Genomic DNA, 22,551 nt, shown 5'->3' on the forward strand with positions numbered 1-22,551 from the left:
AATCCATGAAAATTAAACCTTCATATAAATTGTTTTTGCTACTTGCAGTACCTCTGCTATTGCAATCTTGTTTTGTGGCAAAAAACTACAGTAGACCAGAACTTGAGACCGAAAGTCTTTACAGGACCGACAATTTGCCACAGGATAGCATCTCCATGGCGGATGTTTCTTGGAGAGATCTGTTCAAGGACGAACAGCTTGCGGCTTATATTGAGCAAGGATTGGAAAATAATATTGATATCCGAATTGCGCTACAAAATGTTGTGGCCGCAGAAGCTTATGTAATACAGGGCAAGGCCGGTTATTACCCGACCCTGTCCGGCACAACAAGCTTTACTAGGACAAAAAACTCCGAGAACAGTCAGTTTGGAAGTTTTTTTACCAGACCTCTGGAGCAGTACGAACTCTCGGGCACCCTTTCTTGGGAGGCCGATGTTTGGGGTAAGATCAGAAGTAACAAACGGGCTGCCGGGGCATCTTACTTACAAAGTGTTTCTGCCCACCAAGCTGTAAAGACCAATTTGATTGCGGGAATTGCGACCACGTATTTCCAACTTATGGCCTTGGACAAACAATTGGAAGTGGCCAAACAGACTTTGGACGCCCGAAAAAAGAGCCTGGAGACCACCATGGCCCTAAAAGATGCAGGGCAGGTTACGGAAGTCGCCGTAAAGCAAACCAAAGCTCAAGTACACACCACCGAGATCATTGTGATCGACTTGGAGAACAACATTAAATTGTTGGAAAATGCTTTTAGCATTCTTTTGGGCGAAGGACCGCAAAAAATTGAAAGAGGCAATTTGGACAATCAATCCATCGATACAGATCTAAGTACCGGGGTCCCATACCTGTTACTTGCCAATCGACCAGATGTGATGCAGGCGGAATACGGTCTTATCAATGCTTTTGAACTTACCAATGTAGCCAAGAGCAGTCTTTATCCTTCGTTAAGCCTATCCGCTACCGGTGGTTTTCAGAGTTTGGAGTTTGATAATTGGTTGGATGCCAGTTCGCTATTTTCAAATCTTGTAGGCTCGTTGACCCAGCCGATCTTTAATGGCAGAAAACTACGTACCCAAATGGAAGTGGCCAAAGCACAACAAGAACAAGCTTTGCTTGCTTACAAACAAGCCCTGTTAACGGCCGGAAGAGAGGTCAGTGATGCCCTATATACCTATAATGCGGAAAGCCAAAAGTTAGAGGCACGGGCCAAAGAACTCGAAGCATACGCAACGGCCGAAACTTATTCCGAAGAATTGTTGAACAATGGTTTGGCCAATTATTTAGAAGTGTTGACCGCAAGACAAAATGCATTGAACTCCGAACTCAACTATGTTGATTCACAATATGCACAGTTAAGTGCTATTGTGGAATTGTACAGGGCACTGGGCGGAGGCTGGAAATAGTTTATTTTGAGTGATAAAATCGAAATATTGGCCCACGCTATCGAGAACTTTACCAAATTTGGGAGTAAACGATTCTCTATGGATGAATTGGCCTCCGAGCTAGGAATTTCGAAAAAAACACTATACAAGCATTTTAGCAGTAAGGAAAAGCTGGTCTCTGAAAGCTTAGCGTATTTTTTAAATGATATCCGTACAGACATTGAAAAATACATATCAGAAAACCCGAATAAGGAAGAGCCCCTTACCACTATAATCTACATATACAAAAAAGGGTTGATGGTATATCAAAACCTCAACCCTTCTTTTTTAAGAGGCCTGAACAAATACTATCCCGAAGCCTATCAAAAGTATATTGAGCTTAAAAAAGAGATTGTTTGGAACATGGTACATCCTCTTTTGCAAAAGGCTCAAACATTGGAACAAATAAGGCCTAATGTCAATCTAGAACTGGTTTGTACATTATTTCTGTCCCGCATGGAAGACATTGTTTATTCCAAAGAAAATCTCTTCAACGAGTTTAGCATCAAAGAACTTCTGGACCACATTATCATAAACAACTTGCGAGGTATTCTTACGTTGAATTATCTTCAAAAATGCCCTGTTTAACGGTAATAATATTGCTCTTTTTTTAAATTTTAAGCTTCTTTATTGAGATAACACCTCTTTAAACCCCTGTTTTTTGCGTTTTTATCGTTGATTTTAGTGAATTGATCATATAATTTTAATTTCTTCTAAAAACTAAATAACCAATGGGAACTACAACTAACATCAACAGACGCGATTGGATAAGAAAAAGCGTTCTCACAGCAGGTGGGGCAATGGCTTTGCCATATATGGGATTGGCCGAAACTCCTAAAGCTCCATTGACCTTGGATGCCGAAGGAAACGCAATATATAGTCCGTTCTTTAAAGAATATTTGCCAAAACCTGAAGATTTAATGCCAGAATTGGCTGCAAAGTTAAATGCAAACGAAAATCCATACGGGCCATCTCCAATGGCCATGGAGGCATTTAAAAACTCCGTCTCCGGCGGTAACAGATATGCTTGGAAAGAACTATTTCAGTTGGTCGACAAAATAGCGGACTTTGAAAAAGTTGAGAGTAAAAACATTATGATGGGGCCAGGGTCGTCCGACCTTTTGGAAAAGACAGCCATGGTTTTTTTTAAAGATGGTGGCAATGTTGTTTCCGCCGATCCTTCTTACATGTCCTTGATCAGAGTGGCCGAATCCGTGGGGGCAACTTGGAAACCTGTTCCACTAAAAGAGGATTGGTCCCACGACCTCAAAGCAATGGAAGAAGCTATCGACGACCAAACAAAACTGGTCTATATCTGTAACCCGAACAACCCCACCGGTTCTATGACCGATCATGAAGAGTTGGTTGACTTTTGTTCACGCGTATCGGAAAAAGTACCCATTTTTGTAGATGAAGCCTATTTATGGTTCTTGGAAGATGGTGCCAAAAAAAGTATAGTGTCCTTAATAAACCAAGGAAAAAATGTTATAATCGCAAGGACATTTTCCAAAATACATGGTATGGCAGGACTTCGGGTAGGCTATATCGTAGCTCTTGAAGAAACCTTGGACAGGTTGAAAAAGATAACCCGAGGCGGAATGGGAATTACGCTGCCCTCCGTATATGGGGCGATTGCTGCCATGGATGATGCTGATTTTATAGATAAATCACGAACCCTAAATGCCGAATGCAGGGAGTATGTGTACTCAAGTCTAAAACAATTGGGAATAGATTCTTATGTGCCTTCTTCCACTAGTTTCATAATTTTTCCTATTCAAATGGAGGGCAAACCGTTCCTTGAACAAATGACCGAGTTAAAGGTGGGCGTTCGAGCATTTCAATTTATGGATCAAAACTGGTGCCGAGTAAGTATGGGCACCATGGAAGAAATGAAAACTTTTACCAGTGCACTCAATAAAGTGTTGGTATAGTGGATATTGGAATTCAAAAAACCATAGTATTCCTTTTTTTCATCTTTATTGGAATCTTGCTCAAAGCTAAATTTAAATCCAAAGAAGAAATTACTGGAATAAAAAAAGTGATTCTAAACCTTGCACTGCCGGCAACCATATTTATTGCGTTGTTGGGAGTCAAGGTAGAACTGCCGCTTTTAATATTGCCCTTATTGGCTCTTGGCCTTAACGTTTTGCTGTTCTTTTCCATGTCCGTTATTTTACCCCCATTGGGCATTGGCAAAGGAACTTCGGAGTATAGAACAGCTAAGTTATTGATTCCCTCATTGGCACCTGGTTTGTCCGCTTTTCCCTTTATCGTGGAATTTTTGGGAGAATCCTATTTGGCAAAAGCGGCGATGTCCGATCTGGGCAATAAGATTTTTGTGCTCTTTTTTTTATATCTCGTTGCTATGAACTGGCATTATGGCCAACAATCCAGCAAAGAAAAAAATGGCGGAACCCGATTAATGCCCTTGATCAAAGCAATGATTTCCGAACCGGTCAATATATTTATCGGTGCTGCTTTGGTTTTGCTGGTCTTTGGTCTAACTATGGACTCGCTTCCGTTTTTTATGAGTGAAACACTCGAAAAACTCAGTTTGATCATGACTCCTTTGGTATTATTGTTTATAGGTTTGGCGGTAAAGATCAAGAGAAAACAGTTTTTTCAAATATTTTCCTTATTGTGCGCCCGGGCAGGATTGGTATTGTTTATTTCTGGACTTTTTGTGGCCATAACAGGGATTAACGCGCAAAACGAAATCTTGTTAACATTGGCCTTTGGTCTTAGTGCCTGTAGTTTTTGGCCCTATGCCCATATTGCAACTGTCGATGGAATGGAGATGGATAAAAAAACAAAAAGCAAAACTTTCAATAGTGATTTTGGGGTAACCATTCTAGCTCTTTCGTTCCCACTTTCCACCATGTTGATTCTTGCAACATTGAACAGTGGATCCTTCTTTGTAAATCCGTTTAATATATTTTTGATGGCCGCTTTATTTTTAGGCGTTGGATTCACTTTTCCTTTGATCAGTGTAATCAACAAAAAAAAGTGGTCGGAGCAAAAAACTATCAACCATAAACTAAATCCAACAACAGAAAAAGCTGCTTAAGTTCAATTGGCAACGAGCCAATTATTCTGACGGTCTTAAAACGAGGCTTCTGGCAGCATTTGCAATCAGACCAATACTTAGCCAATAGCTACTGAGCACAACGATTCCCGAATAAGCAAAGGCTGTCTTGAACTTGGAGATGGCAATCATGGTATCGGAGAACATAAAACATAGTACCGCTACTGCGATCCAACCAAATTCCTTCCCCTTATGTTTTAAATAAAGACCTATTCCCTGCCATGCCATAGTGCAGATTACCAAAATATAAATCGCGACCGGAACCAAAAAATCGCCAAGTCCCGGCCACAGCCAATAAAAAATTAGCCCCCCAGTACCTAAAAACAGTACTAACGAACTCAAATTGCGCTGAAATCCATTTATATGTACAAATCCCCAAATAAATAGCAGGTGTGCCACCAAAAAAGAGGCAAGGCCGAACACAAAGTATTCCGGAAACAGTAAGACTATATCGCCCAACAAGCAAAAGGACAAAGCTAGAACAACAATTTTTCTAAATATGGACCAGTTTGCTTTTGGAATACAGACCAGTAATGCTATCACCAAAATCGTAGTAAGCGGCTTTAACAATCGATATACCGATAGATATTCCAAATATTCCATAACCATGGCCATAACACCACTGATTATGATCAGTAGATTTATAATTACAGTGGATTTCCTAGGTTTTGCTACCACACCTTATACGGTTTTTTGCTTAGTTGTGAATTATAATACTTGATCCTACCTGTGACTTCCTCTCCTAACCATTCCGGTCTTTCAAAACGTTCCTCTTCGTGCTTAAGTTCCACTTCTGCCAATACAAGGCCCCTGTTCTCGCCCAAAAACTCGTCAACTTCAAATATTTGATCACCAAAAGGCACTTCGAACCGTATTTTTTCCAAAATCCCAGATTCGCACAGGTCTATTAGATTTGTAGCTTCGGATACAGAGATTTCGGTTTCCCATTCAAAACGGGTGGTTCCCGATGCGTTGCTGGCTCCTTTAACGGTCAAAAAACCTTTTTCTCCTTTTATTCGAACCCTAACAGTTCTATCCGGATCCGTATTCAAAAAGCCCTGTACAATCCGGTTTTGGGAGATAGCTTTCTGTTTATACCCATCCGACTTTACTAAAAATTTTCGTTCTATTTCCAAATGTTCCATCAAACTAAATATACCCTAAATTTGAAAATGGACTTTAATTTTCCCCTAAGAAAAATAATTCATGTGGATATGGATGCATTTTATGCTTCCGTTGAACAGCATGATAACCCTGACCTCAAGGGGAAGCCTATTGCCGTGGGCGGAGGGTCCAAACGAGGAGTAGTTTCCGCTGCAAGCTACGAAGCCCGTAAATTTGGGGTGCGTAGTGCCATGGCCGGCGCCATTGCCCGTAGAAATTGCCCCAACCTCATTTTTGTAAAGCCCCGTTTTGATCGCTACAAGGAAGTTTCCATGCAGATCCGCAGTATTTTTTTTGAATATACCGACTTAGTGGAACCCCTGTCGCTGGACGAGGCCTATCTGGACGTAACAGAGAACAAAAAGGGAAATCCCTCTGCCACTTTGATTGCCAAAGAAATACGCCAAAAAATTCTTGACAAAACTGGTTTAACAGCATCGGCCGGAATATCCATAAACAAATTTATCGCCAAAGTGGCAAGCGATTACAACAAACCCAATGGACAAAAAACAGTGAATCCGGAGGAAGTAATCGAATTCTTGGAAAACTTGGATATTCGTAAATTCTATGGAGTGGGCAAAGTTACCGCCGAAAAAATGTACCGCCTTGGCATTTTTACTGGATCGGACCTAAAATCAAAATCGTTGGAGTTTTTAGAGCAGCACTTCGGAAAAAGTGGCCAACATTATTTTAATGTAGTTCGCGGCATTCATTTGAGCTCGGTTAAGCCTCATCGTATCCCTAAATCGATGGGAGCGGAACGTACTTTTTTTGAAAATTTAAGCAGTGAGATTTTTATGCTGGAAAAATTAGAGAATATTGCCGCTGAGCTGGAAAGAAGGCTACAAAAATCCAAAATAGCCGGAAAAACAGTTACTTTAAAAATCAAGTACAGCGACTTTACCCTGCAAACACGCAGCAAAACACTGCCCTACTATATTGGCAGCAAAGATTTGATCCTGGATACCGCCAAGGAACTTTTGTACCAGTCTCCTTTGGAAAACTCCGTTCGGTTACTGGGTATTTCACTCGCCAACCTCAACACGGAAAAAGAAAAACAAAGCACGGAAAAAGAATCCGTGCTTGTTCAACTCAAATTTGATTTTTAAAAAAGAGAAGCTGTCTAAAAATACTTTTAAGTTGTCCGTCATTCCGAACTAGTTTCGGAATCTCATCATGAAATTCTAAAAGGGTTATGAGAACCTGAAACAAGTTCCGGTTGACGTAAAAAACTTCTTGGACAGCCCTCTACAATTTAGTTTTTTATATCGGTTTCCATTGGCTTTACCGCAGGCTTTATGGGGTTGCCATCGGCGTCTATTTCTATGATGTTATCAAAACCGAGTTCATCCAATTTTGTAATGATCTCAGCTCTATCACCAACCATGAACCAATTCACTTTTTCGGGCTGCACTACCTGGTTGCTCACCTTTCTAACATCGTCCACGGAAAGGTTTCTCACGTTTTGATCATATTTTTGATAATAATCGTCCGGTAAATTATACCTGACCAAGTTTCTTACCGAGCTGTTCACGGAACTATTGGTTTCCCACTGTCCAGGGAGTTTCAAAACTTGATTGGTCTTTACTTTTTCCAGTTCTTCGCTAGTTGCCGGTCTGGTCGATGTAAACTCAGAGATCTCTTTTCTGATCTCGGTAACGGACTCTGCCGTCTTATCGGTTTGAACCGGAGCATATACAATAAACGGCCGTGCTTCTTTGGAACCCATAACAAATCCTCCGGCGCCGTAGGACCAATGCTTGTCCTCCCTTAAATTCATATTGATTCGCGATGTAAAATCTCCTCCAAGAATACTTACCATTTGCTCCAAAGCGATTTCGGAGACATCGCCATATTTTTCGGTAAGATGACCTGCCAAGATCACGGATTGTTGGGATTCGGGACGGTTCATTAAATACAATGTATTCTTGGAATTGGTTTTTGGCGCATTAAATGCAATTGTGGGAACAGTACCGCTCTTCCATTTGCCCAATTTCTTTTCCAACTTGGATTTGAGCTCTCCCATCTCTACATCTCCCGTAACGATCAAGGTGGCATTATTGGGCTTAAACCATGTATTGTAAAAATCGACCACGTCTTCCCGTGTCAACTTTGATACGGTATCCTCGTATCCAGTTCCCGTATAGGGACTGCTGTATGGGTGGTCCTCTCCATAAAGGTACTTGTTCATAACACGAAGTGCCATGGTTATGGGTTGGGATTTTTCTTGTTTTATATTGTTTATTTGTTCTTTTTGAAGTCGTTCAAATTCCTTCTCTGGAAATACAGGGTTGAGGACCACATCCAAAAACAGATCCAAACTTGCATCCAAGCTTGGTTTAAGGGTGCTCATATAAACATTGGATTCATCCTGACTGGAAAATGTGTTCAAGGAAGCCCCCAACAACTGAAGCTGTTCGTTTATTTCCAAAGAAGTTTTGTCCTTGGTTCCTTCATCCATCAAGTTCATGGCCAACATTGCCGTTCCTGGACTGGCCAAATAATCCGTTTTGTAACCAGCATCGGCGACCAAATTGATTACCACGGTCGGAACGCCTTTGCGCTGTGCAAGTACCACATTGAGTCCATTGGAAAGTTGCGCGCGCTGGAGATCTGGAAATTTTGAACTTTTCGGCGCACCAAGTTCCGGCAATTTACTTCTGTCTACGGACGATTGCAAAATATCGTACTCCGGAAATGGGTTACAGACCAAAATATGTTTTCCTTTGGAAAGCCATTTTTGGGCCGTTTTTCTCAAATCTTCCGCAGTGGCATTCTCAATATATTTTAAGGTCGTTTTATAATAGGATGCATCTCCATGATAGGTTTGGTTGGAAGCAAGAATATCGGATACACCCCCAAAACCTCCTATACGTTCCAACCCTTTAATAAAATTGGCAAAGTAATCGGCCTTTACCCTTTTAAGTTCTTCTGCGGTAGGGCCTTCTTCGATAAATCTCTGGATTTCCGCCTCAAGTTCCCTCTCCAATTTGGATGGGTCTTCACCCTGCTTTACGTTTAACCAAGTAATAAACTGGCTCGCAATTTCGCTGGAGGCTTGGAAAGACACTGCTGCACTTGCAGATTGGTCCTTATAGATAAACTTTTGGTACAATCGTGAATTCTTCCCATTGCTAAGAATAGCGGAAATCAAATCAAAATGAAGGTCCTCCTTAACACCAAATGGCGGTGTATTCCATGCAAAGAGCACTCTTGTTTCGGGAACACGATCCTCGTATACCTGACGAGAATCAAAAATTTTATTGGGAATATTGATTTCTTGTCGTTCCACCGTGGGTCCTGAAGGGATATCCCCAAAATACTTGATTACCTTCTGATGCACTTCCTCGGCATCCACATCCCCTGCCACGGCAACAATGGCATTGGCCGCGCCATAGTAGGATTTAAACCATTCCTGCACATCTTCCAAGGAAGCTGCGTTCAAATCTTCCATTTCTCCAATAACCGTCCAGGAATACGGATGACCTTTAGGGTACATGGCCTTGGTCAAATAATCCCACTGCATACCGTAAGGCTGGTTTTCACCTTGCCGCTTCTCGTTCTGTACCACTCCTCGTTGCTCGTCGAGTTTTGCTTGATCTATAGCTCCCAATAAGTGGCCCATTCTATCGGACTCCAAAAACAGTACTTGATCTAATGCGGATACAGGTACATTCTGAAAATAATTGGTGCGATCGTTATTGGTTGTTCCGTTAAGATCGGTTCCCCCGATAGTCTCCAAGGCTTGAAAATAGTCGGTATTGTAATTTTCGCTCCCGTTGAACATTAAGTGCTCGAACAAATGGGCAAAACCACTTTTTCCTGGTTTTTCATTCTTCGACCCAACATGATACCAAACGTTGACAGCCGCAATAGGTGCTTTGTGGTCCTCATAGACCAAAAGGGTAAGACCATTGCTCAATGTGTACTTTTTGTAATCGATGTTAATGTCATCGGCTTTAAATTGAAATCCTTGGCCAAATCCAACGGCAAAGGACAAAAGCCCGATAAAACAGGCTAGAAGTAATTTTTTCATCTTGATAGTGTTTTAATTGTTTTGATTGATAATACTGGTTGCAACAAGATAGGAAATTGTTTCCAACAAACACTATTCTAGGCGATTAACCTAAAGGCGAAAAATAATTTTCTTGAAGATACGTTCTTTTAACCGTTAGTGTCCATAGGTATAAAGGTGTACTTGATAGGGGTTTAATTGCCCGACCCAATATTTCTTTATTACTTTGTACCAACAGCCCCCACTTTAAACACTATTACACCATTTTTCTATGCAGCGAAGCGAATTGCACGAACATATCATAACTTCGGCGGGCAACCTTTTTTATTCGCAAGGTTACAATTCTACTGGCATCAACGAGATCATATCAAAATGTGGCATTGCAAAAGCGACGCTTTACAGTCATTTTAAATCCAAAGAGGATATTTGCAAGGCGTATTTAAAACAACGGCACAACGCTTTTATTGCTCGGTTAAAAAACTATGTTGAGCAAAGGCATACGGGCCGACCAAAGCTGCTGGCCATATTTGACCTGCTACGCGATATGTATCTGGATGAGGATTTTCAGGGTTGTTGGGGCATTAATACACTTGGAGAACTTTCACCGGACCAAACGGCCATATTGGCCGTAATCCAACAACAAAAAAAAGAGCTGCTATTGTATTTGGGCGAAATAGTTGGCGACAATATCTCCAACTTGTCCAAGGCGGAAACCGAAAAAATCTCGGGTGGCATTTATATGCTATACGAAAGTGCCGTAACGGAGAGCCACCTTTTTAAAAATGATTGGCCCATTTTTATGGCAAGGAGCATTGCCCCAGCGCTTTTTAAGGATACTGAGCTTATCTAAAAGCAAAAAATGTCAGTTCGAGCGCAGTCAAGAACACGTTATACTGTCAATGGACAAAACATATTGGCTACGCTCGTTGTGACATTCTCCTATCAAAAATAATAGGATTTGTTAGGTTGTAGTCGCTATTATGCGCCTACCGTCTCCAAAGGCTGGGCCTCAGGGAAATCTACAGGTACTTTAGTTGTACTGTGTATATAGTTGGATATGGTTTTATCACCTACCAACACAATAGTGTCGATCAAGTTTTCTTTGGTCCATCCGGCCGCAAAGAAATTATCCACTACTTGGGCATCTGTTGCACCTCTGTTCTGTGTAATATTTTTGGCCAAACGTGCCAAAGCGTCCAATTTTTCATCAAAAGATGCCTTGCCCTCTCTTAATTCAAGGATTTGCTCGTCGGTAAAACCGTTCATTTTACCAATGGCAGTGTGAGCGGACAAACAGTAAATACAATTGTTTACTTGACTAACTGCCAAATTCACCACTTCTTTCTCTTTGGCCTTCAAAGAGGTCTTCGCATTGGAAAGTGCTAAATAATTGCCCAATGCATTTTCTGAGTGGGCATAGGTCGCGAAAAGGTTGGGAACAAAGCCTACTGCTTTCTCCAAGTTGTCAAAAATGGCCTGATTGGCCGTACTTACTTCTTCTCTTTTAGGTACATTGATTGTGCTCATAATTGTAAATTTTAAAATGAATTTTATAAAAGGATTAATAGGTCTGTACAAAGGGTTTTTCTACATCACAGTAAAAATCGTGATGGTACTTTTGCTCACAGTGTTCTGAAGCTCTTACAGTTTGCACCGCGGTTTTTGGTGTTGTTCTAAAAATCTCGATGAGATTAAAAATTGATTTTTCCGTGATATTCATCTCTTGTCTGTTTTTTAATTACAGTGCAAAGATGCTTCGGAAAGGAGGGTGGGTGTTAGGAGCAATTTCCCGATGGCTTGACGATTTTTCCCTTAGGCTACCAAAAGCAGGTTTTCGCGGTATTCGGAAGGGGTCATCTGGGTCATTTTTTTAAAGAAACGACTAAAGTGGGCCGGGTCGTTAAAACCAAGTTCGTACGCTATTTCCTGATTTTGCTTATCGGTAAAGTTGATAAGTCTTTTGGCTTCCAACGCAATTCTATCCAAAATAATCTGTTGGGGCGACTTTTGGTTGTAAATCGAGAATAGGTTGGAGAGGGTTTTGGGAGATTTGTGCAACAGTTCGGCATACTCGCTCACTTTTCGCTTTGTTTTGTAATGCATGTCCACCAAAAAATTGAATCTTCTGATGGTATCGATTTGGTCATTCCCCAAAGTTTTTACGATCAACTGTTCTTTCGCCAATCGCGTACTCATAATTATCAACCTTTTAAGCAGCATTTGGAGCATATCTCCCTGAATATTGTCCGGAGTCGAAAATTCTTCGATGAACATATCGTGCAATAGGTTGAACTTGTTCAATTGTTCTTTGCCAATAGTTATTACCGGTATATCCTGAGTGCCAAAAAACAAAATTCCATTACAGGAAACCTCGCTATCATGATCAGAAATACAATAAAACTCCCGGTTAAAAAGAATCCCTGTTATAGGCAATTGGGCCTTGCTATAAGAAACGTGTTGTAGATAGGTTACCGTAATAATTTGGTTTGGCAACAGTTCCAGGTCCAGTCCATCAATTTGAATGGTCAAGGGACTGCCATTTCTGTTCCACAAAAATTTTATGGTCTTGGAAGTTTCGGAAAAATATCTTTCCTCTTTTTTAATATCATCCGTAAACCCTAATATAGCACCTAACCTGGAATCTTTGTATTCGTGTTTCATTGATCAATTACTTCTATACCCGCTATTTAGTCCCATTTAGTGGTTCATGCTTACATCACAGTGGCCCCTAAGGCCACTAAAATAAAAAGGTGTGCTTTGCAGAGCACACCTTTTTTATTTTTGGTATATAACTTCTTTCTAGAAATTACATGTCTCGATTTCGGTTACCCGTAGGGTATTTACCATTCCCTTTTCCTTAATCGGCATTGCAGCCAAACTCACCAACATGTCCCCAACTTCCAAAAATCCTTTTTTACAGGCAATTTGGTTAACGTCTTCTATGGTTTGATCCGTGGAAACGAACTTATCATAATAAAAAGCTTTAACGCCCCAGAGAAGATTAAGCTGGGTCAAAATCCTTTTGTTCGATGTAAATACGAGAATATGTGCCGCTGGTCGCCATGCCGAAATCTGGAATGCGGTATATCCGCTGTTGGTCAAGGTGGATATGGCTTTTGCCGATATCTCGTTGGCCATTAAAGCGGCATGATAACAAACTGATTTGGTGATGTACCTTTTGGTACGGATATGTGGTGGATTTTGAGGCACCTTGATCAAATTGGACCCTTCTACGCTCGTAACAATGCTCGACATTTTCTCAATTACTTGGACAGGATAGTTGCCTACCGATGTTTCTCCAGAGAGCATTACGGCATCGGCACCGTCCATAACGGAGTTGGCTACATCGTTTACTTCGGCGCGGGTAGGTGTTAAACTGGTGATCATGGTTTCCATCATCTGGGTGGCTATGATCACGGGGATTCTACCCTTTTTGGCACTCAATACCAGTTGTTTTTGAATCAGTGGAACCTCTTGTGCCGGCACCTCCACACCCAAATCGCCACGGGCCACCATAAGACCGTCGGATGCTTTTACGATTTCCTCGATGTTTTCCAGTGCTTCTGGTTTTTCAATTTTTGAGATTACAGGAATTTTATGCTCGGTGTGTTCCTTGATCAAATTATGAAGATCGTATATGTCCTGGGCATGACGAACAAATGAGAGTGCAATCCAATCTACTTCTTGACCGATGGCAAAAATGGCATCTTTGATATCTTTCTTGGTCAATGCCGGTAAAGAAATATTGGTATTGGGGAGGTTGACTCCTTTTTTGGATTTTAGCGGCCCGCCCTGTATTACTTTGGCTACCACTTCGTTTTCTCCATTGGTGGACTTTACCTCGAATATAAGTTTACCATCGTCCAGAAGAATTCGCTCACCGGCCTTTACGTCTTTTGGGAAGTTCTGGTAATTCATGTAAACTCGTTCTGCCGTTCCCTCAAAAGGTTCTCCGGTTACAAAAGTTACTTCATCGCCCGGAGAAACTATGGCCTCTCCTCCCATTACGCCCACTCTTAGTTTGGGTCCTTGTAAATCGGCAAGTATGGCGGTGTTAATTTCCAACTCTTCGTTAAGTTCCCTGATTATTTTGATCCTCTCAGCTACATCTTCATAAGCGGCGTGGGAAAAGTTTATCCTGAAAACATCTACTCCGGCCAATATCATTTCCCTTAGGGTTTCCTTTTTACTGGTAGCTGGCCCGAGGGTTGCTACAATTTTCGTTTTCTTAGTAGTTGGCATTGTTAAAAGATTAAATTTCTTTTTGATTTCAAATTTTGCGTATCCAATGGATATGCTGTGATAACCTTGGATATCTTATTTATGAACTTGATTTTTTGGGAATATAGATCTTCGTTCTCAGCATCTACCTTCAAAAAATAATCCACTTCCTTCTTTTCTTTGATCAAATGATCGGTCCGCGTGGTTACATTGTTCTCGAACAAACCTAAAGAAGGTGTTTCCTCCCTTACTTCACATTTATTGGAGATCAGGGTCCAGTATACATCGTTCAGTTCATCGTCCCAATCGAACAGCGAGAACGACATGTGACCATCGAGACATAGGTCTTTCTTCATGCGTTTTAATTTGAGTCCGCAAGCGGAATTTATTGCATATGTAATGGCGTAGTCCTCCAAATTGCTGTGTATGGCAATAAGGGAAAAATTGTCGTCATATAAAGCTGCAGATATCCTGTGCGTTGTCAAATTTCCCATAACACGAACCGTAAATATAAGGCTTAATCTTAATGCATGTCCAGTTTTCTACAGGACAATACTTCTATTAAGTAAACGAAAACGTTAGAGTTAACTATTATTTAAAGTTACTGGTTTTCAATCTTGCTCTGCAGAGCGAAATATGCTCGTTTTGAGGCTTTTTCCTCTGCTTTTTTCTTGGAGGTGGCCCGTGCTTTTGCCAACATTCTATCACCAATGGTAAGTTTTACGGCAAAATGTTTTAACTCGTCGTTTCCTGTGTCCTCATATACGTGATAATTGAATGTCTTTTTTTCTTTTTGGCACCATTCTATCACCAAACTCTTATAGCTGATCACTTTACCCTCGAGCTGTTCAATATCCACATAGGGCTCTATTACTCTTTCATTTATGAATTTTTCACAATACATGTAGCCTTTATCCAAGTAGATCGCACCCACAAGTGCTTCAAAGACATTACCATGAATATTCTCCCCAAAATGTGCTTTCGGAATCCTACTTTCCACAAAATCCAGCAATCCAAGGTCTTTACCAAGCTCGTTCAGGTGCTTACGGCTCACTACCTTGGAACGCATTTTGGTGAGATATCCCTCGTCCCCTTCCGGTACTTGGTTGTACAAATGTTTTGAAATGATGGTCCCCAGCATTGAATCTCCCAAAAATTCGAGGCGCTCGTAGTTTACAGGATTCCCTTTTTCGTCCTTTTTGTTCATGGACCTATGAAGGAACGCTGTTTTATAGAGCTCCAAGTTTTTGGGCTTGAAACCAAGGATCCTTTTCATACCCAAAAAAAAATCCCCATCCGAGTCAGGATGGGAATTGAATATTTTGGAAGTGAGTTTCATGTTACAAAACTACCCTATTTTTTTAAATAAAATACAAGCATTGTGTCCTCCAAATCCAAAGGTGTTGCTCATGGCGACCTTTACTTCGCGCTCTTGTGCCTTGTTCAAGGTCAAGTTGAGCGATGGATCTATCTGATCATCCACTTCACTGTGGTTTATGGTCGGTGGCACCAAATTATGCTCCATGGCCAAAATGGAGGCAATGGCCTCAATGGCTCCTGCCGCTCCCAACAAATGGCCAGTCATGGATTTGGTTGAATTAATGTTGATGTTTTTGGCGTGATCACCAAATACTTTGCTAATGGCCTTTAATTCGGCAACATCACCAAGTGGGGTTGAGGTACCATGTGTATTTATGGCATCTACATCTTCTGGTTTAAGCCCAGCGTTTTGCAAACAGTTTTCCATTACCTTTACCACTCCAATACCTTCTGGGTGTGGAGCCGTCATGTGGTGGGCATCACTGGAAAGACCTCCACCCAAAACTTCGGCATATATTTTAGCCCCCCTTGCTTTGGCGTGCTCATATTCTTCCAATATTAGCGCACCTGCTCCTTCTCCCAGTACAAAACCATCTCTTGTGGCATCAAAAGGTCGAGAAGCGGTTTCGGGGCTTTCGTTTCGGGTAGATAGTGCATGCATGGCATTAAATCCGCCCATACCTGCAATAGTTACAGCGGCTTCGCTACCACCGGTCACAATAACATCGCAATGACCCAATCTAATGTAGTTGAGCGCATCGATCATGGCATTGGCCGAAGAGGCACATGCAGAGACAGTGGTATAGTTTGGTCCCATAAATCCATGTTTAATGGATATGTTCCCAGGTGCTATATCCGCAATCATTTTTGGAATAAAGAACGGATTAAAACGTGGTGTTCCATCGCCATTGGCATAGCTGATCACCTCGTTCTGAAAAGTTTCCAAACCTCCGATTCCCGCGCCCCATACTACACCAACCCTAAACTTGTCCACAACGTCCAAGTCTATTCCAGAGTCTGCTATGGCCTCATCCGATGAAACCAGAGCATATTGGGCAAACCTATCTAGTTTTCTAGCTTCCTTCCTATCAAAAAAATCCGAAGGATCGTACCCTTTAAGCTCGCAAGCAAACTTTGTTTTAAATTTTTCGGTATCGAAGTATGTAATGGGGGCAGAACCGCTTTTTCCGGTTCGTAGTCCTTCCCAATAAGCTTCCAAATTATTACCAATGGGCGTTAACGCTCCCATTCCGGTAACCACAACTCGCTTTAACTGCATTGAACTATTTTTTTACCCTTTAGACGTAAATTATAAAAAAAATTATCCATGTGACAACAATCACATGGATAATTTATAATCTTTAGCGATATATCATATAATTACTTAGCTTCTTCTATATAGCTAATGGCCTGACCTACAGTGGCGATGTTTTCTGCTTGGTCATCTGGTATCTGAATATCAAATTCTTTCTCAAACTCCATGATAAGTTCAACAGTGTCCAAGGAATCCGCTCCTAAGTCGTTGGTAAAGCTAGCTTCTGCAACTACTTCATTTTCATCTACACCTAGTTTATCAACGATGATAGCCTTTACTCTTGATGCAATGTCTGACATAATTATTGTGGTTTTAAAAATTTAAATCGTTGGCAAAAATATAAAACTTTGGATTAAATACACTATTTGACGATAAAATGTGATTCAAATTAAACATCTTACATCAGTGTATCTTACTTTAGCCGACGTAATTTAGTCCAAAATCATATCAATTCCTAACGAATGAAACGAATTGTAATCTTTGCATCGGGCAGTGGGTCCAATGCAGAAAATATCATATCCTTTTTTCGCAAAGACCCTGCCATCACGGTTGCGGCGGTACTTACCAATAAAAATTCGGCAAAAGTACTGGAGCGCTGCGACCGCCTCGGCGTGCCCGCTTTCTATTTTAACGGGCCAGCTTTTAAGGGTTCCGGTGCCATAGTGGATCTTTTACACGGTCTACAGACGGATCTTGTGGTACTAGCCGGCTTCCTTTGGAAAATACCGGAAAACCTTATTGAGGCGTATCCAAATAAAATCGTGAACATACATCCTGCCCTTTTGCCCGATTATGGCGGAAAGGGCATGTACGGCGACCGGGTACACAAGGCCGTTAAGGACAACAATGAGAGCGAAACGGGCATAACCATACATTATGTCAACGAAAATTACGACGAAGGTGCCATCATATTTCAGGCCAAGACTATGATCGAACCCACGGACACCCCAGAAACCATAGCCCAAAAGGTACACCAGTTGGAATACGAGCATTTTCCTAAAGTGATCAAAAAACTACTGTCCTAATGGCCAAGAAAAAAAAGTTTTATGTGGTTTGGAAAGGAAAACATCCCGGAATTTTTGAGTCGTGGGCCGATTGTAAGGTGCAAATAGATGGCATTAAAGGAGCTCAATACAAATCCTTTGCTACGTTCGAAGAGGCTAAAAAAGCCTACAACGGCAATTATGCGGATTTCAAGGGTAAATCCAAGGGCAAAAGCGAACTTACTCCAGAGGAACTGCTTAAAATCGGGGACCCCAATTATAACTCTATAGCGGTGGATGCGGCCTCCAGCGGCAATCCGGGAAAAATGGAATATCGCGGTGTGGACACCAAAAGTAAAAGAGTCCTTTTTCACCAAGGCCCTTTTGAACAGGGAACTAGTAATGTAGGTGAGTTTTTGGCGTTGGTCCATGGTTTGGCCTTTTTAAAACAACAAAAAAGTGAACGTATCCTCTATTCCGATTCCAGAATTGCAATTGGGTGGGTAAGAAAGAAAAAATGTGGAACCAAACTGAACAAAACCGAAAAAAATGCGCAGCTTTTTGAGCTTATTGCACGTGCCGAAGAATGGCTCAAAAAAAATCGGTTCAACACCCCAATAGTTAAATGGGAGACCAAGGCCTGGGGGGAAATACCTGCTGATTTTGGCAGAAAATAGAAAGCAGATACCAGTAATATTAGACGGCATGCCTTTATTAAATTTGCGCTTGAACTTGAGTTTAATCCCTCATTTATTCTCTGTTTTTCTTAAATCCTTTGTTAATGATTCCAATATGGAATATCAAACCGTATATTTGCAGCAAAATTTAGGTAATGGGCAAATTACTGATCGTGGGGACCATGGCCTTCGACGCTATTGAAACACCGTTCGGAAAAACAGGAAGAATATTGGGAGGTGCCGGCACATTTATAGGTTTGGCAGCATCACAATACAAAATAGACTCCGCAATTGTTTCTGTCGTCGGAGACGACTTTCCACAGTCCTACATGGACATTTTTATAAACAAGGACATCGACCTATCCGGTGTTGAAGTAGTAAAAGGAGGCAAAACTTTTTTCTGGGAAGGAAAATACCATAACGACCTAAACTCTCGAGATACCTTGGCCACAGAACTAAATACTCTGGCCGATTTTAATCCCGTAGTACCGAGCAACTTTACCGATGCGGACATAGTAATGCTCGGCAATCTTCACCCCAACATCCAGCTAAGTGTAATCAATCAAATGGAAAAACGACCAAAACTCATAGTTTTGGATACCATGAACTTTTGGATGGACAATAGTTGGGACGATTTGATGAAGGTAATCTCTGAAATAGATGTTATCACTATAAATGATGAGGAGGCCAGACAAATGACCGAGGAATATTCCTTGGTGAAAGCGGCCGAAAAAATTCAAAAGATGGGGCCTAAATACGTCGTCATTAAAAAAGGGGAGCATGGAGCACTTTTGTTCCACAAGGAAAATATTTTCTTTGCACCAGCACTACCGTTGGAAGAGGTATTTGATCCTACCGGAGCTGGCGACACTTTCGCCGGTGGATTTGTTGGGTACTTGACAGAGGTAGGCAACATATCATTCGAAAGTATGAAGAACGCCATTATACATGGCTCCAATTTAGCATCGTTCTGTGTGGAGAAATTTGGCACCGAGCGCATGGTGGATTTACATAAAAGCGAGGTAAATGCCCGCTTACAACAGTTTAAGGAACTGACACAGTTCAATATTGAATTAACCTAAATGCGTGCCCTGAAATTTTCGGGGCTTTTTTTATTTGATTTGCTATGAGTGATCCTATTAAGCACGAATGCGGAATATCGTTGATCCGTTTGCTTAAACCCTTGGAGTACTATAAAGAAAAGTACGGCACAGCTTTTTATGGTGTAAACAAGATGTACTTAATGATGGAAAAGCAGCATAACCGCGGACAGGATGGCGCCGGTTTTGCAAGCATTAAAATGGATATGGAGCCTGGGGAAAGATACATGAGCCGGGTAAGGTCGGCACAGCAGCAGCCCATCCAGGATATTTTTGCCCAGATCAACAACCGGATCAACACAGCACTGACCGAAAACCCAGAGTTTGAAGATGATGTAGCGTGGCAAAAAAAGAACATCCCGTACATTGGGGAACTTTTGATGGGACACGTTAGGTATGGCACCTTTGGAAAAAACAGCATCGAGAGCGTTCACCCGTTTCTAAGACAGAACAACTGGATGCACCGTAACCTTATTGTGGCCGGCAACTTTAACATGACCAATGTTGATGAGCTTTTTGGCAACTTGGTAGAACTGGGACAGCACCCCAAAGAAAAAGCCGATACCGTTACCGTTATGGAAAAAATCGGTCATTTTTTGGATGATGCCGTGGCAAAATTGTACAAGGAGATCAAAAAAGAAGGGTACTCCAAAAGAGAGGCCTCTCCACTTATTGCCGAACGCTTGAACGTTGCCAAAATACTACGAAAGGCTTCCAAAAACTGGGACGGTGGTTATGCCATGAGCGGATTGATCGGGCATGGCGATGCTTTTGTAATGCGCGACCCGGCAGGAATCCGACCGGCATACTATTATCAGGATGATGAAGTTGTGGTCGTAGCATCCGAACGCCCCGTGATCCAGACCGTGTTCAATGTAAATTTTGATGATGTAAAAGAGCTAGATCCGGGCCATGCGGTAATCATTAAGAAAAATGGCTCCATGGCGTTAAAACGTATTTTGGAACCTACCGAGCGAAAAGCCTGCTCTTTCGAACGCATCTATTTCTCCAGAGGGAGTGATAAAGAAATCTACCAGGAAAGAAAAAAATTGGGGAAACTGGTTTTTCCAGAAATTTTGAAGTCCATCGACAACGATTTGGAGAATACCGTCTTCTCTTACATTCCGAATACTGCGGAAACTTCGTTCTTTGGAATGGTAAAGGAGGCTCAAAATTACCTCAACAAGAAAAAAGAAGAACAAATTCTGGCCTTGGGGCCGAACATGACAGGCGAGGAGCTTCATAAAATATTGAACATTCGTCCGCGAATAGAAAAAGTGGCCATCAAAGATGCCAAGTTAAGAACCTTTATCACCCAAGATAGCAGCAGGGATGATCTGGTGGCCCACGTTTACGATATTTCCTATGGCTCTGTAAAACCTACCGATAATCTGGTAATTATAGATGATAGCATTGTTCGCGGTACTACCTTAAAACGTAGTATTTTAAAAATACTGGACCGTTTGTCTCCCAAGAAAATAGTGGTTGTGTCCTCTGCACCACAGATCCGCTATCCGGACTGTTATGGTATCGATATGGCAAAGTTGGAAGATTTTGTTGCCTTTAAGGCAGCTTTGGCTTTGCACGAGGAACATGGCACTACCCACTTGATCAAAGAGATTTATGAGAAGTGCCTTACCCAGACCGAAGCTTCAGACAAAAATGTGATAAACTACGTGAAGGAATTTTATGCACCATTATCGGCAAAACAAATTTCCAAGAAGATCGGGGAAATTCTAAGTCCTGAAGGAATAAATGCAGAGGTAGAGATTATTTATCAAACCATTGAAGGTTTGCATAGCGCCTGTCCCAAAAACTTGGGCGATTGGTATTTTACAGGAAATTATCCCACCCCGGGCGGTAATAAGGTAGTCAACAAGGCGTTTATCAACTTTTTTGAAGGAAAAAACGAAAGAGCTTATTAATCAACCACATAGAAAAAGAGCGCAATCTGTGCGCTTTATCGATGAAACTAGCAGTATAGCGGGTTTTTATACGAACAGAAACCCACAACCCTACTTTAGTACTTGCCATAGCATAAGTAGGTTAAGTTCATGGTAAGATTTGGGGCAAAAAAGGTGGATAAACTCCACCTTTTTTATTTTCTACAACTTTGCCCATATTTCACTCTCTCCTTTGTTTTCTTGACATTTATCAATAATCGAGCCCTGTTGAACATTTCAACCAATTAAAGAGGGTTTCATCTAAAAGCTTGGGTTCAAAATCAACTCTTGACTTACATTTGGAGGACCATAGCATAAGTAGGTTAAGTTCATGGTAAGATTTGGGGAAAGAAGCCGGAGCATGCTCCGGCTTCTTTATGTTTGACTACCAAGGTTTTAACAATTTTATCGATGAACTGCACATTTTATTTTTACTTCCAAAAGCAAAATATTTTTTAAAACCCTTTGTTATTTTACACAATACCAGTATTTTAGTCGTGCCATAGCATAAGTAGGTTAAGTTTATGGTAAGATTTGGGACGAAAAGGGTGAGGACTTCCTCGCCCTTTTCTATTTTGGAAAAAACAGAAACAAAAAAGCCGTTCACAAAAGTGAACGGCTTTTTAATTGTATTAATTTCTGCTCTTACTTGTTGGCAGCGTAATTTTCTGCAACCTTATCCCAATTGATTACATTAAAAAATGCATCGATGTATTCTGGTCGCTTGTTCTGATAATTCAAATAATATGCATGCTCCCAAACGTCCAATCCTAAAATTGGTTGTGCTTCGCAAGTTACTCCGGGCATTAGCGGATTATCTTGGTTTGGAGTTGAGCAAACTTCCAACTTGCCACCTTCGTGCACACACAACCAAGCCCAGCCCGACCCAAATTGGGTAGCGGCAGCGGCCGAGAATTTTTCTTTAAAAGCATCGAAAGAACCAAAAGCATCATCTATGGCAGAAGCCAATTCTCCAGATGGAGCTCCTCCACCGTTTGGGGACATTACTTCCCAAAAAAGACTGTGGTTAAAAAATCCGCCACCATTGTTTCTGACCGCGGCATTGGACATGTCCAAATTGGACAAAATGTCCTCGATTCCTTTTCCGTCCATATCTGTTCCTTCGATGGCAGCATTCAATTTAGTGGTGTAGCCATTGTGGTGCTTGGTATGGTGGATTTCCATGGTCCTTGCATCTATATGGGGTTCCAATGCATCGTATGCATACGGTAACTTAGGTAGTTCAAAAGCCATAATATTCTGTTTTTTTAGGTTATTACTTTATTTAGGTAAAAATACAAGTT

21 protein-coding genes are annotated in these 22,551 nt (G+C 41.4%); 10 read left to right on the top strand and 11 right to left on the bottom strand.

Annotated elements, in window-relative coordinates; all coding sequences use genetic code 11:
* The first annotated feature begins 5 nt into the window (after positions 1-5).
* From ABTP35_RS05860 to ABTP35_RS05875, 4 genes are all read left to right on the top strand, one after another.
* Positions 6-1,406 carry an efflux transporter outer membrane subunit gene (locus ABTP35_RS05860; RefSeq protein ID WP_375334475.1) on the top strand — a complete coding sequence of 467 codons (1,401 nt, stop codon included), beginning with the start codon at positions 6-8 and terminating at the stop codon, positions 1,404-1,406.
* A gap of 6 nt (positions 1,407-1,412) precedes the next feature.
* Complete coding sequence (locus ABTP35_RS05865; RefSeq protein WP_293298381.1) at positions 1,413-2,012, top strand: TetR/AcrR family transcriptional regulator; 600 nt, start codon at positions 1,413-1,415, stop codon at positions 2,010-2,012.
* Between the two features lie 143 nt (positions 2,013-2,155).
* Positions 2,156-3,355: a histidinol-phosphate transaminase gene (locus ABTP35_RS05870; RefSeq protein ID WP_293298378.1), complete on the top strand. Its 1,200-nt coding sequence runs from the start codon at positions 2,156-2,158 to the stop codon at positions 3,353-3,355.
* Positions 3,355-4,491 carry a permease gene (locus ABTP35_RS05875; RefSeq protein WP_293298375.1) on the top strand — a complete coding sequence of 379 codons (1,137 nt, stop codon included), beginning with the start codon at positions 3,355-3,357 and terminating at the stop codon, positions 4,489-4,491. Before ABTP35_RS05870 ends, ABTP35_RS05875 begins: the two co-directional genes overlap by 1 nt.
* Positions 4,492-4,512: 21 nt before the next feature.
* On the opposite strand, the gene ABTP35_RS05880 is transcribed toward ABTP35_RS05875, so the two are convergent.
* Both ABTP35_RS05880 and ABTP35_RS05885 read right to left on the bottom strand, forming a co-directional pair.
* Positions 4,513-5,187 (bottom strand): lysoplasmalogenase, encoded by a 675-nt coding sequence (locus ABTP35_RS05880; RefSeq protein ID WP_293298372.1) that lies wholly within the window; start codon positions 5,185-5,187, stop codon positions 4,513-4,515.
* On the bottom strand, positions 5,181-5,654 hold the full coding sequence (locus ABTP35_RS05885; RefSeq protein ID WP_293298369.1) for a CYTH domain-containing protein: 474 nt from the start codon (positions 5,652-5,654) through the stop codon (positions 5,181-5,183). Before ABTP35_RS05885 ends, ABTP35_RS05880 begins: the two co-directional genes overlap by 7 nt.
* Positions 5,655-5,681: 27 nt before the next feature.
* Between ABTP35_RS05885 and dinB the strand changes: the two genes are divergently transcribed.
* Entirely contained in the window at positions 5,682-6,782 is a 1,101-nt protein-coding gene (dinB, locus tag ABTP35_RS05890) for a DNA polymerase IV (protein WP_252080866.1), read from the top strand.
* 146 nt (positions 6,783-6,928) lie between these two features.
* Here dinB and ABTP35_RS05895 read toward each other — a convergent pair whose 3' ends face one another.
* A complete protein-coding gene (locus tag ABTP35_RS05895) occupies positions 6,929-9,709 on the bottom strand; it encodes a M16 family metallopeptidase (RefSeq protein ID WP_375334476.1) in 2,781 nt (926 codons plus the stop codon).
* A gap of 250 nt (positions 9,710-9,959) precedes the next feature.
* Here ABTP35_RS05895 and ABTP35_RS05900 point away from each other — a divergent pair, with 250 nt between their 5' ends.
* Positions 9,960-10,538 carry a TetR/AcrR family transcriptional regulator gene (locus tag ABTP35_RS05900; RefSeq protein ID WP_293298363.1) on the top strand — a complete coding sequence of 193 codons (579 nt, stop codon included), beginning with the start codon at positions 9,960-9,962 and terminating at the stop codon, positions 10,536-10,538.
* 128 nt (positions 10,539-10,666) lie between these two features.
* Here ABTP35_RS05900 and ABTP35_RS05905 read toward each other — a convergent pair whose 3' ends face one another.
* The 7 genes from ABTP35_RS05905 to ABTP35_RS05935 all read right to left on the bottom strand — a co-directional run bounded on the left by ABTP35_RS05905 (position 10,667) and on the right by ABTP35_RS05935 (position 16,843).
* The gene (locus tag ABTP35_RS05905) at positions 10,667-11,215 is read right to left on the bottom strand and encodes a carboxymuconolactone decarboxylase family protein (RefSeq protein WP_293298360.1); all 549 of its coding nucleotides are present in this window, start codon (positions 11,213-11,215) and stop codon (positions 10,667-10,669) included.
* Between the two features lie 285 nt (positions 11,216-11,500).
* The gene (locus ABTP35_RS05910; protein WP_224836097.1) at positions 11,501-12,349 is read right to left on the bottom strand and encodes a helix-turn-helix domain-containing protein; all 849 of its coding nucleotides are present in this window, start codon (positions 12,347-12,349) and stop codon (positions 11,501-11,503) included.
* Between the two features lie 138 nt (positions 12,350-12,487).
* Positions 12,488-13,930 (bottom strand): pyruvate kinase, encoded by a 1,443-nt coding sequence (gene pyk / locus ABTP35_RS05915; protein ID WP_224836096.1) that lies wholly within the window; start codon positions 13,928-13,930, stop codon positions 12,488-12,490.
* 2 nt (positions 13,931-13,932) lie between these two features.
* Positions 13,933-14,403 (bottom strand): IPExxxVDY family protein, encoded by a 471-nt coding sequence (locus ABTP35_RS05920; RefSeq protein WP_293298356.1) that lies wholly within the window; start codon positions 14,401-14,403, stop codon positions 13,933-13,935.
* A gap of 107 nt (positions 14,404-14,510) precedes the next feature.
* Positions 14,511-15,248 carry a ribonuclease III gene (gene rnc, locus ABTP35_RS05925; RefSeq protein WP_252080870.1) on the bottom strand — a complete coding sequence of 246 codons (738 nt, stop codon included), beginning with the start codon at positions 15,246-15,248 and terminating at the stop codon, positions 14,511-14,513.
* 9 nt (positions 15,249-15,257) lie between these two features.
* Entirely contained in the window at positions 15,258-16,508 is a 1,251-nt protein-coding gene (gene fabF, locus ABTP35_RS05930; RefSeq protein ID WP_224836093.1) for a beta-ketoacyl-ACP synthase II, read from the bottom strand.
* 101 nt (positions 16,509-16,609) lie between these two features.
* On the bottom strand, positions 16,610-16,843 hold the full coding sequence (locus ABTP35_RS05935; RefSeq protein ID WP_009778413.1) for an acyl carrier protein: 234 nt from the start codon (positions 16,841-16,843) through the stop codon (positions 16,610-16,612).
* 162 nt (positions 16,844-17,005) lie between these two features.
* Between ABTP35_RS05935 and ABTP35_RS05940 the strand changes: the two genes are divergently transcribed.
* The 4 genes from ABTP35_RS05940 to ABTP35_RS05955 all read left to right on the top strand — a co-directional run bounded on the left by ABTP35_RS05940 (position 17,006) and on the right by ABTP35_RS05955 (position 21,229).
* Entirely contained in the window at positions 17,006-17,569 is a 564-nt protein-coding gene (locus tag ABTP35_RS05940) for a phosphoribosylglycinamide formyltransferase (protein ID WP_293298352.1), read from the top strand.
* Positions 17,569-18,204, top strand: coding sequence for a ribonuclease H family protein (locus tag ABTP35_RS05945; RefSeq protein ID WP_293298349.1), 636 nt, complete (start codon positions 17,569-17,571; stop codon positions 18,202-18,204). Before ABTP35_RS05940 ends, ABTP35_RS05945 begins: the two co-directional genes overlap by 1 nt.
* 155 nt (positions 18,205-18,359) lie before the next feature.
* The gene (locus ABTP35_RS05950) at positions 18,360-19,286 is read left to right on the top strand and encodes a PfkB family carbohydrate kinase (protein WP_224836090.1); all 927 of its coding nucleotides are present in this window, start codon (positions 18,360-18,362) and stop codon (positions 19,284-19,286) included.
* Positions 19,287-19,330: 44 nt separating this feature from the next.
* Complete coding sequence (locus tag ABTP35_RS05955; RefSeq protein WP_293298346.1) at positions 19,331-21,229, top strand: amidophosphoribosyltransferase; 1,899 nt, start codon at positions 19,331-19,333, stop codon at positions 21,227-21,229.
* Positions 21,230-21,892: 663 nt separating this feature from the next.
* Here ABTP35_RS05955 and ABTP35_RS05960 read toward each other — a convergent pair.
* Positions 21,893-22,501: a superoxide dismutase gene (locus ABTP35_RS05960; protein WP_293298343.1), complete on the bottom strand. Its 609-nt coding sequence runs from the start codon at positions 22,499-22,501 to the stop codon at positions 21,893-21,895.
* Between the last annotated feature and the right edge of the window lie 50 nt (positions 22,502-22,551).

Origin of the sequence: Flagellimonas alginilytica (genome assembly GCF_042134605.1) — a bacterium.
Classification (GTDB): domain Bacteria; phylum Bacteroidota; class Bacteroidia; order Flavobacteriales; family Flavobacteriaceae; genus Flagellimonas; species Flagellimonas alginolytica.

Excerpts from the sequence above, each read along its gene's own strand:
- ABTP35_RS05860 (WP_375334475.1), top strand. The coding sequence starts at position 6 with ATGAAAATTAAACCTTCATATAAATTGTTTTTGCTACTTGCAGTACCT.
- ABTP35_RS05870 (WP_293298378.1), top strand. The coding sequence starts at position 2,156 with ATGGGAACTACAACTAACATCAACAGACGCGATTGGATAAGAAAAAGC.
- ABTP35_RS05885 (WP_293298369.1), bottom strand. The coding sequence starts at position 5,654 with ATGGAACATTTGGAAATAGAACGAAAATTTTTAGTAAAGTCGGATGGG.
- dinB (WP_252080866.1), top strand. The coding sequence starts at position 5,682 with ATGGACTTTAATTTTCCCCTAAGAAAAATAATTCATGTGGATATGGAT.
- ABTP35_RS05895 (WP_375334476.1), bottom strand. The coding sequence starts at position 9,709 with ATGAAAAAATTACTTCTAGCCTGTTTTATCGGGCTTTTGTCCTTTGCC.
- ABTP35_RS05900 (WP_293298363.1), top strand. The coding sequence starts at position 9,960 with ATGCAGCGAAGCGAATTGCACGAACATATCATAACTTCGGCGGGCAAC.
- ABTP35_RS05905 (WP_293298360.1), bottom strand. The coding sequence starts at position 11,215 with ATGAGCACAATCAATGTACCTAAAAGAGAAGAAGTAAGTACGGCCAAT.
- ABTP35_RS05910 (WP_224836097.1), bottom strand. The coding sequence starts at position 12,349 with ATGAAACACGAATACAAAGATTCCAGGTTAGGTGCTATATTAGGGTTT.
- pyk (WP_224836096.1), bottom strand. The coding sequence starts at position 13,930 with ATGCCAACTACTAAGAAAACGAAAATTGTAGCAACCCTCGGGCCAGCT.
- ABTP35_RS05920 (WP_293298356.1), bottom strand. The coding sequence starts at position 14,403 with ATGGGAAATTTGACAACGCACAGGATATCTGCAGCTTTATATGACGAC.
- rnc (WP_252080870.1), bottom strand. The coding sequence starts at position 15,248 with ATGAAACTCACTTCCAAAATATTCAATTCCCATCCTGACTCGGATGGG.
- fabF (WP_224836093.1), bottom strand. The coding sequence starts at position 16,508 with ATGCAGTTAAAGCGAGTTGTGGTTACCGGAATGGGAGCGTTAACGCCC.
- ABTP35_RS05935 (WP_009778413.1), bottom strand. The coding sequence starts at position 16,843 with ATGTCAGACATTGCATCAAGAGTAAAGGCTATCATCGTTGATAAACTA.
- ABTP35_RS05940 (WP_293298352.1), top strand. The coding sequence starts at position 17,006 with ATGAAACGAATTGTAATCTTTGCATCGGGCAGTGGGTCCAATGCAGAA.
- ABTP35_RS05945 (WP_293298349.1), top strand. The coding sequence starts at position 17,569 with ATGGCCAAGAAAAAAAAGTTTTATGTGGTTTGGAAAGGAAAACATCCC.
- ABTP35_RS05950 (WP_224836090.1), top strand. The coding sequence starts at position 18,360 with ATGGGCAAATTACTGATCGTGGGGACCATGGCCTTCGACGCTATTGAA.
- ABTP35_RS05955 (WP_293298346.1), top strand. The coding sequence starts at position 19,331 with ATGAGTGATCCTATTAAGCACGAATGCGGAATATCGTTGATCCGTTTG.
- ABTP35_RS05960 (WP_293298343.1), bottom strand. The coding sequence starts at position 22,501 with ATGGCTTTTGAACTACCTAAGTTACCGTATGCATACGATGCATTGGAA.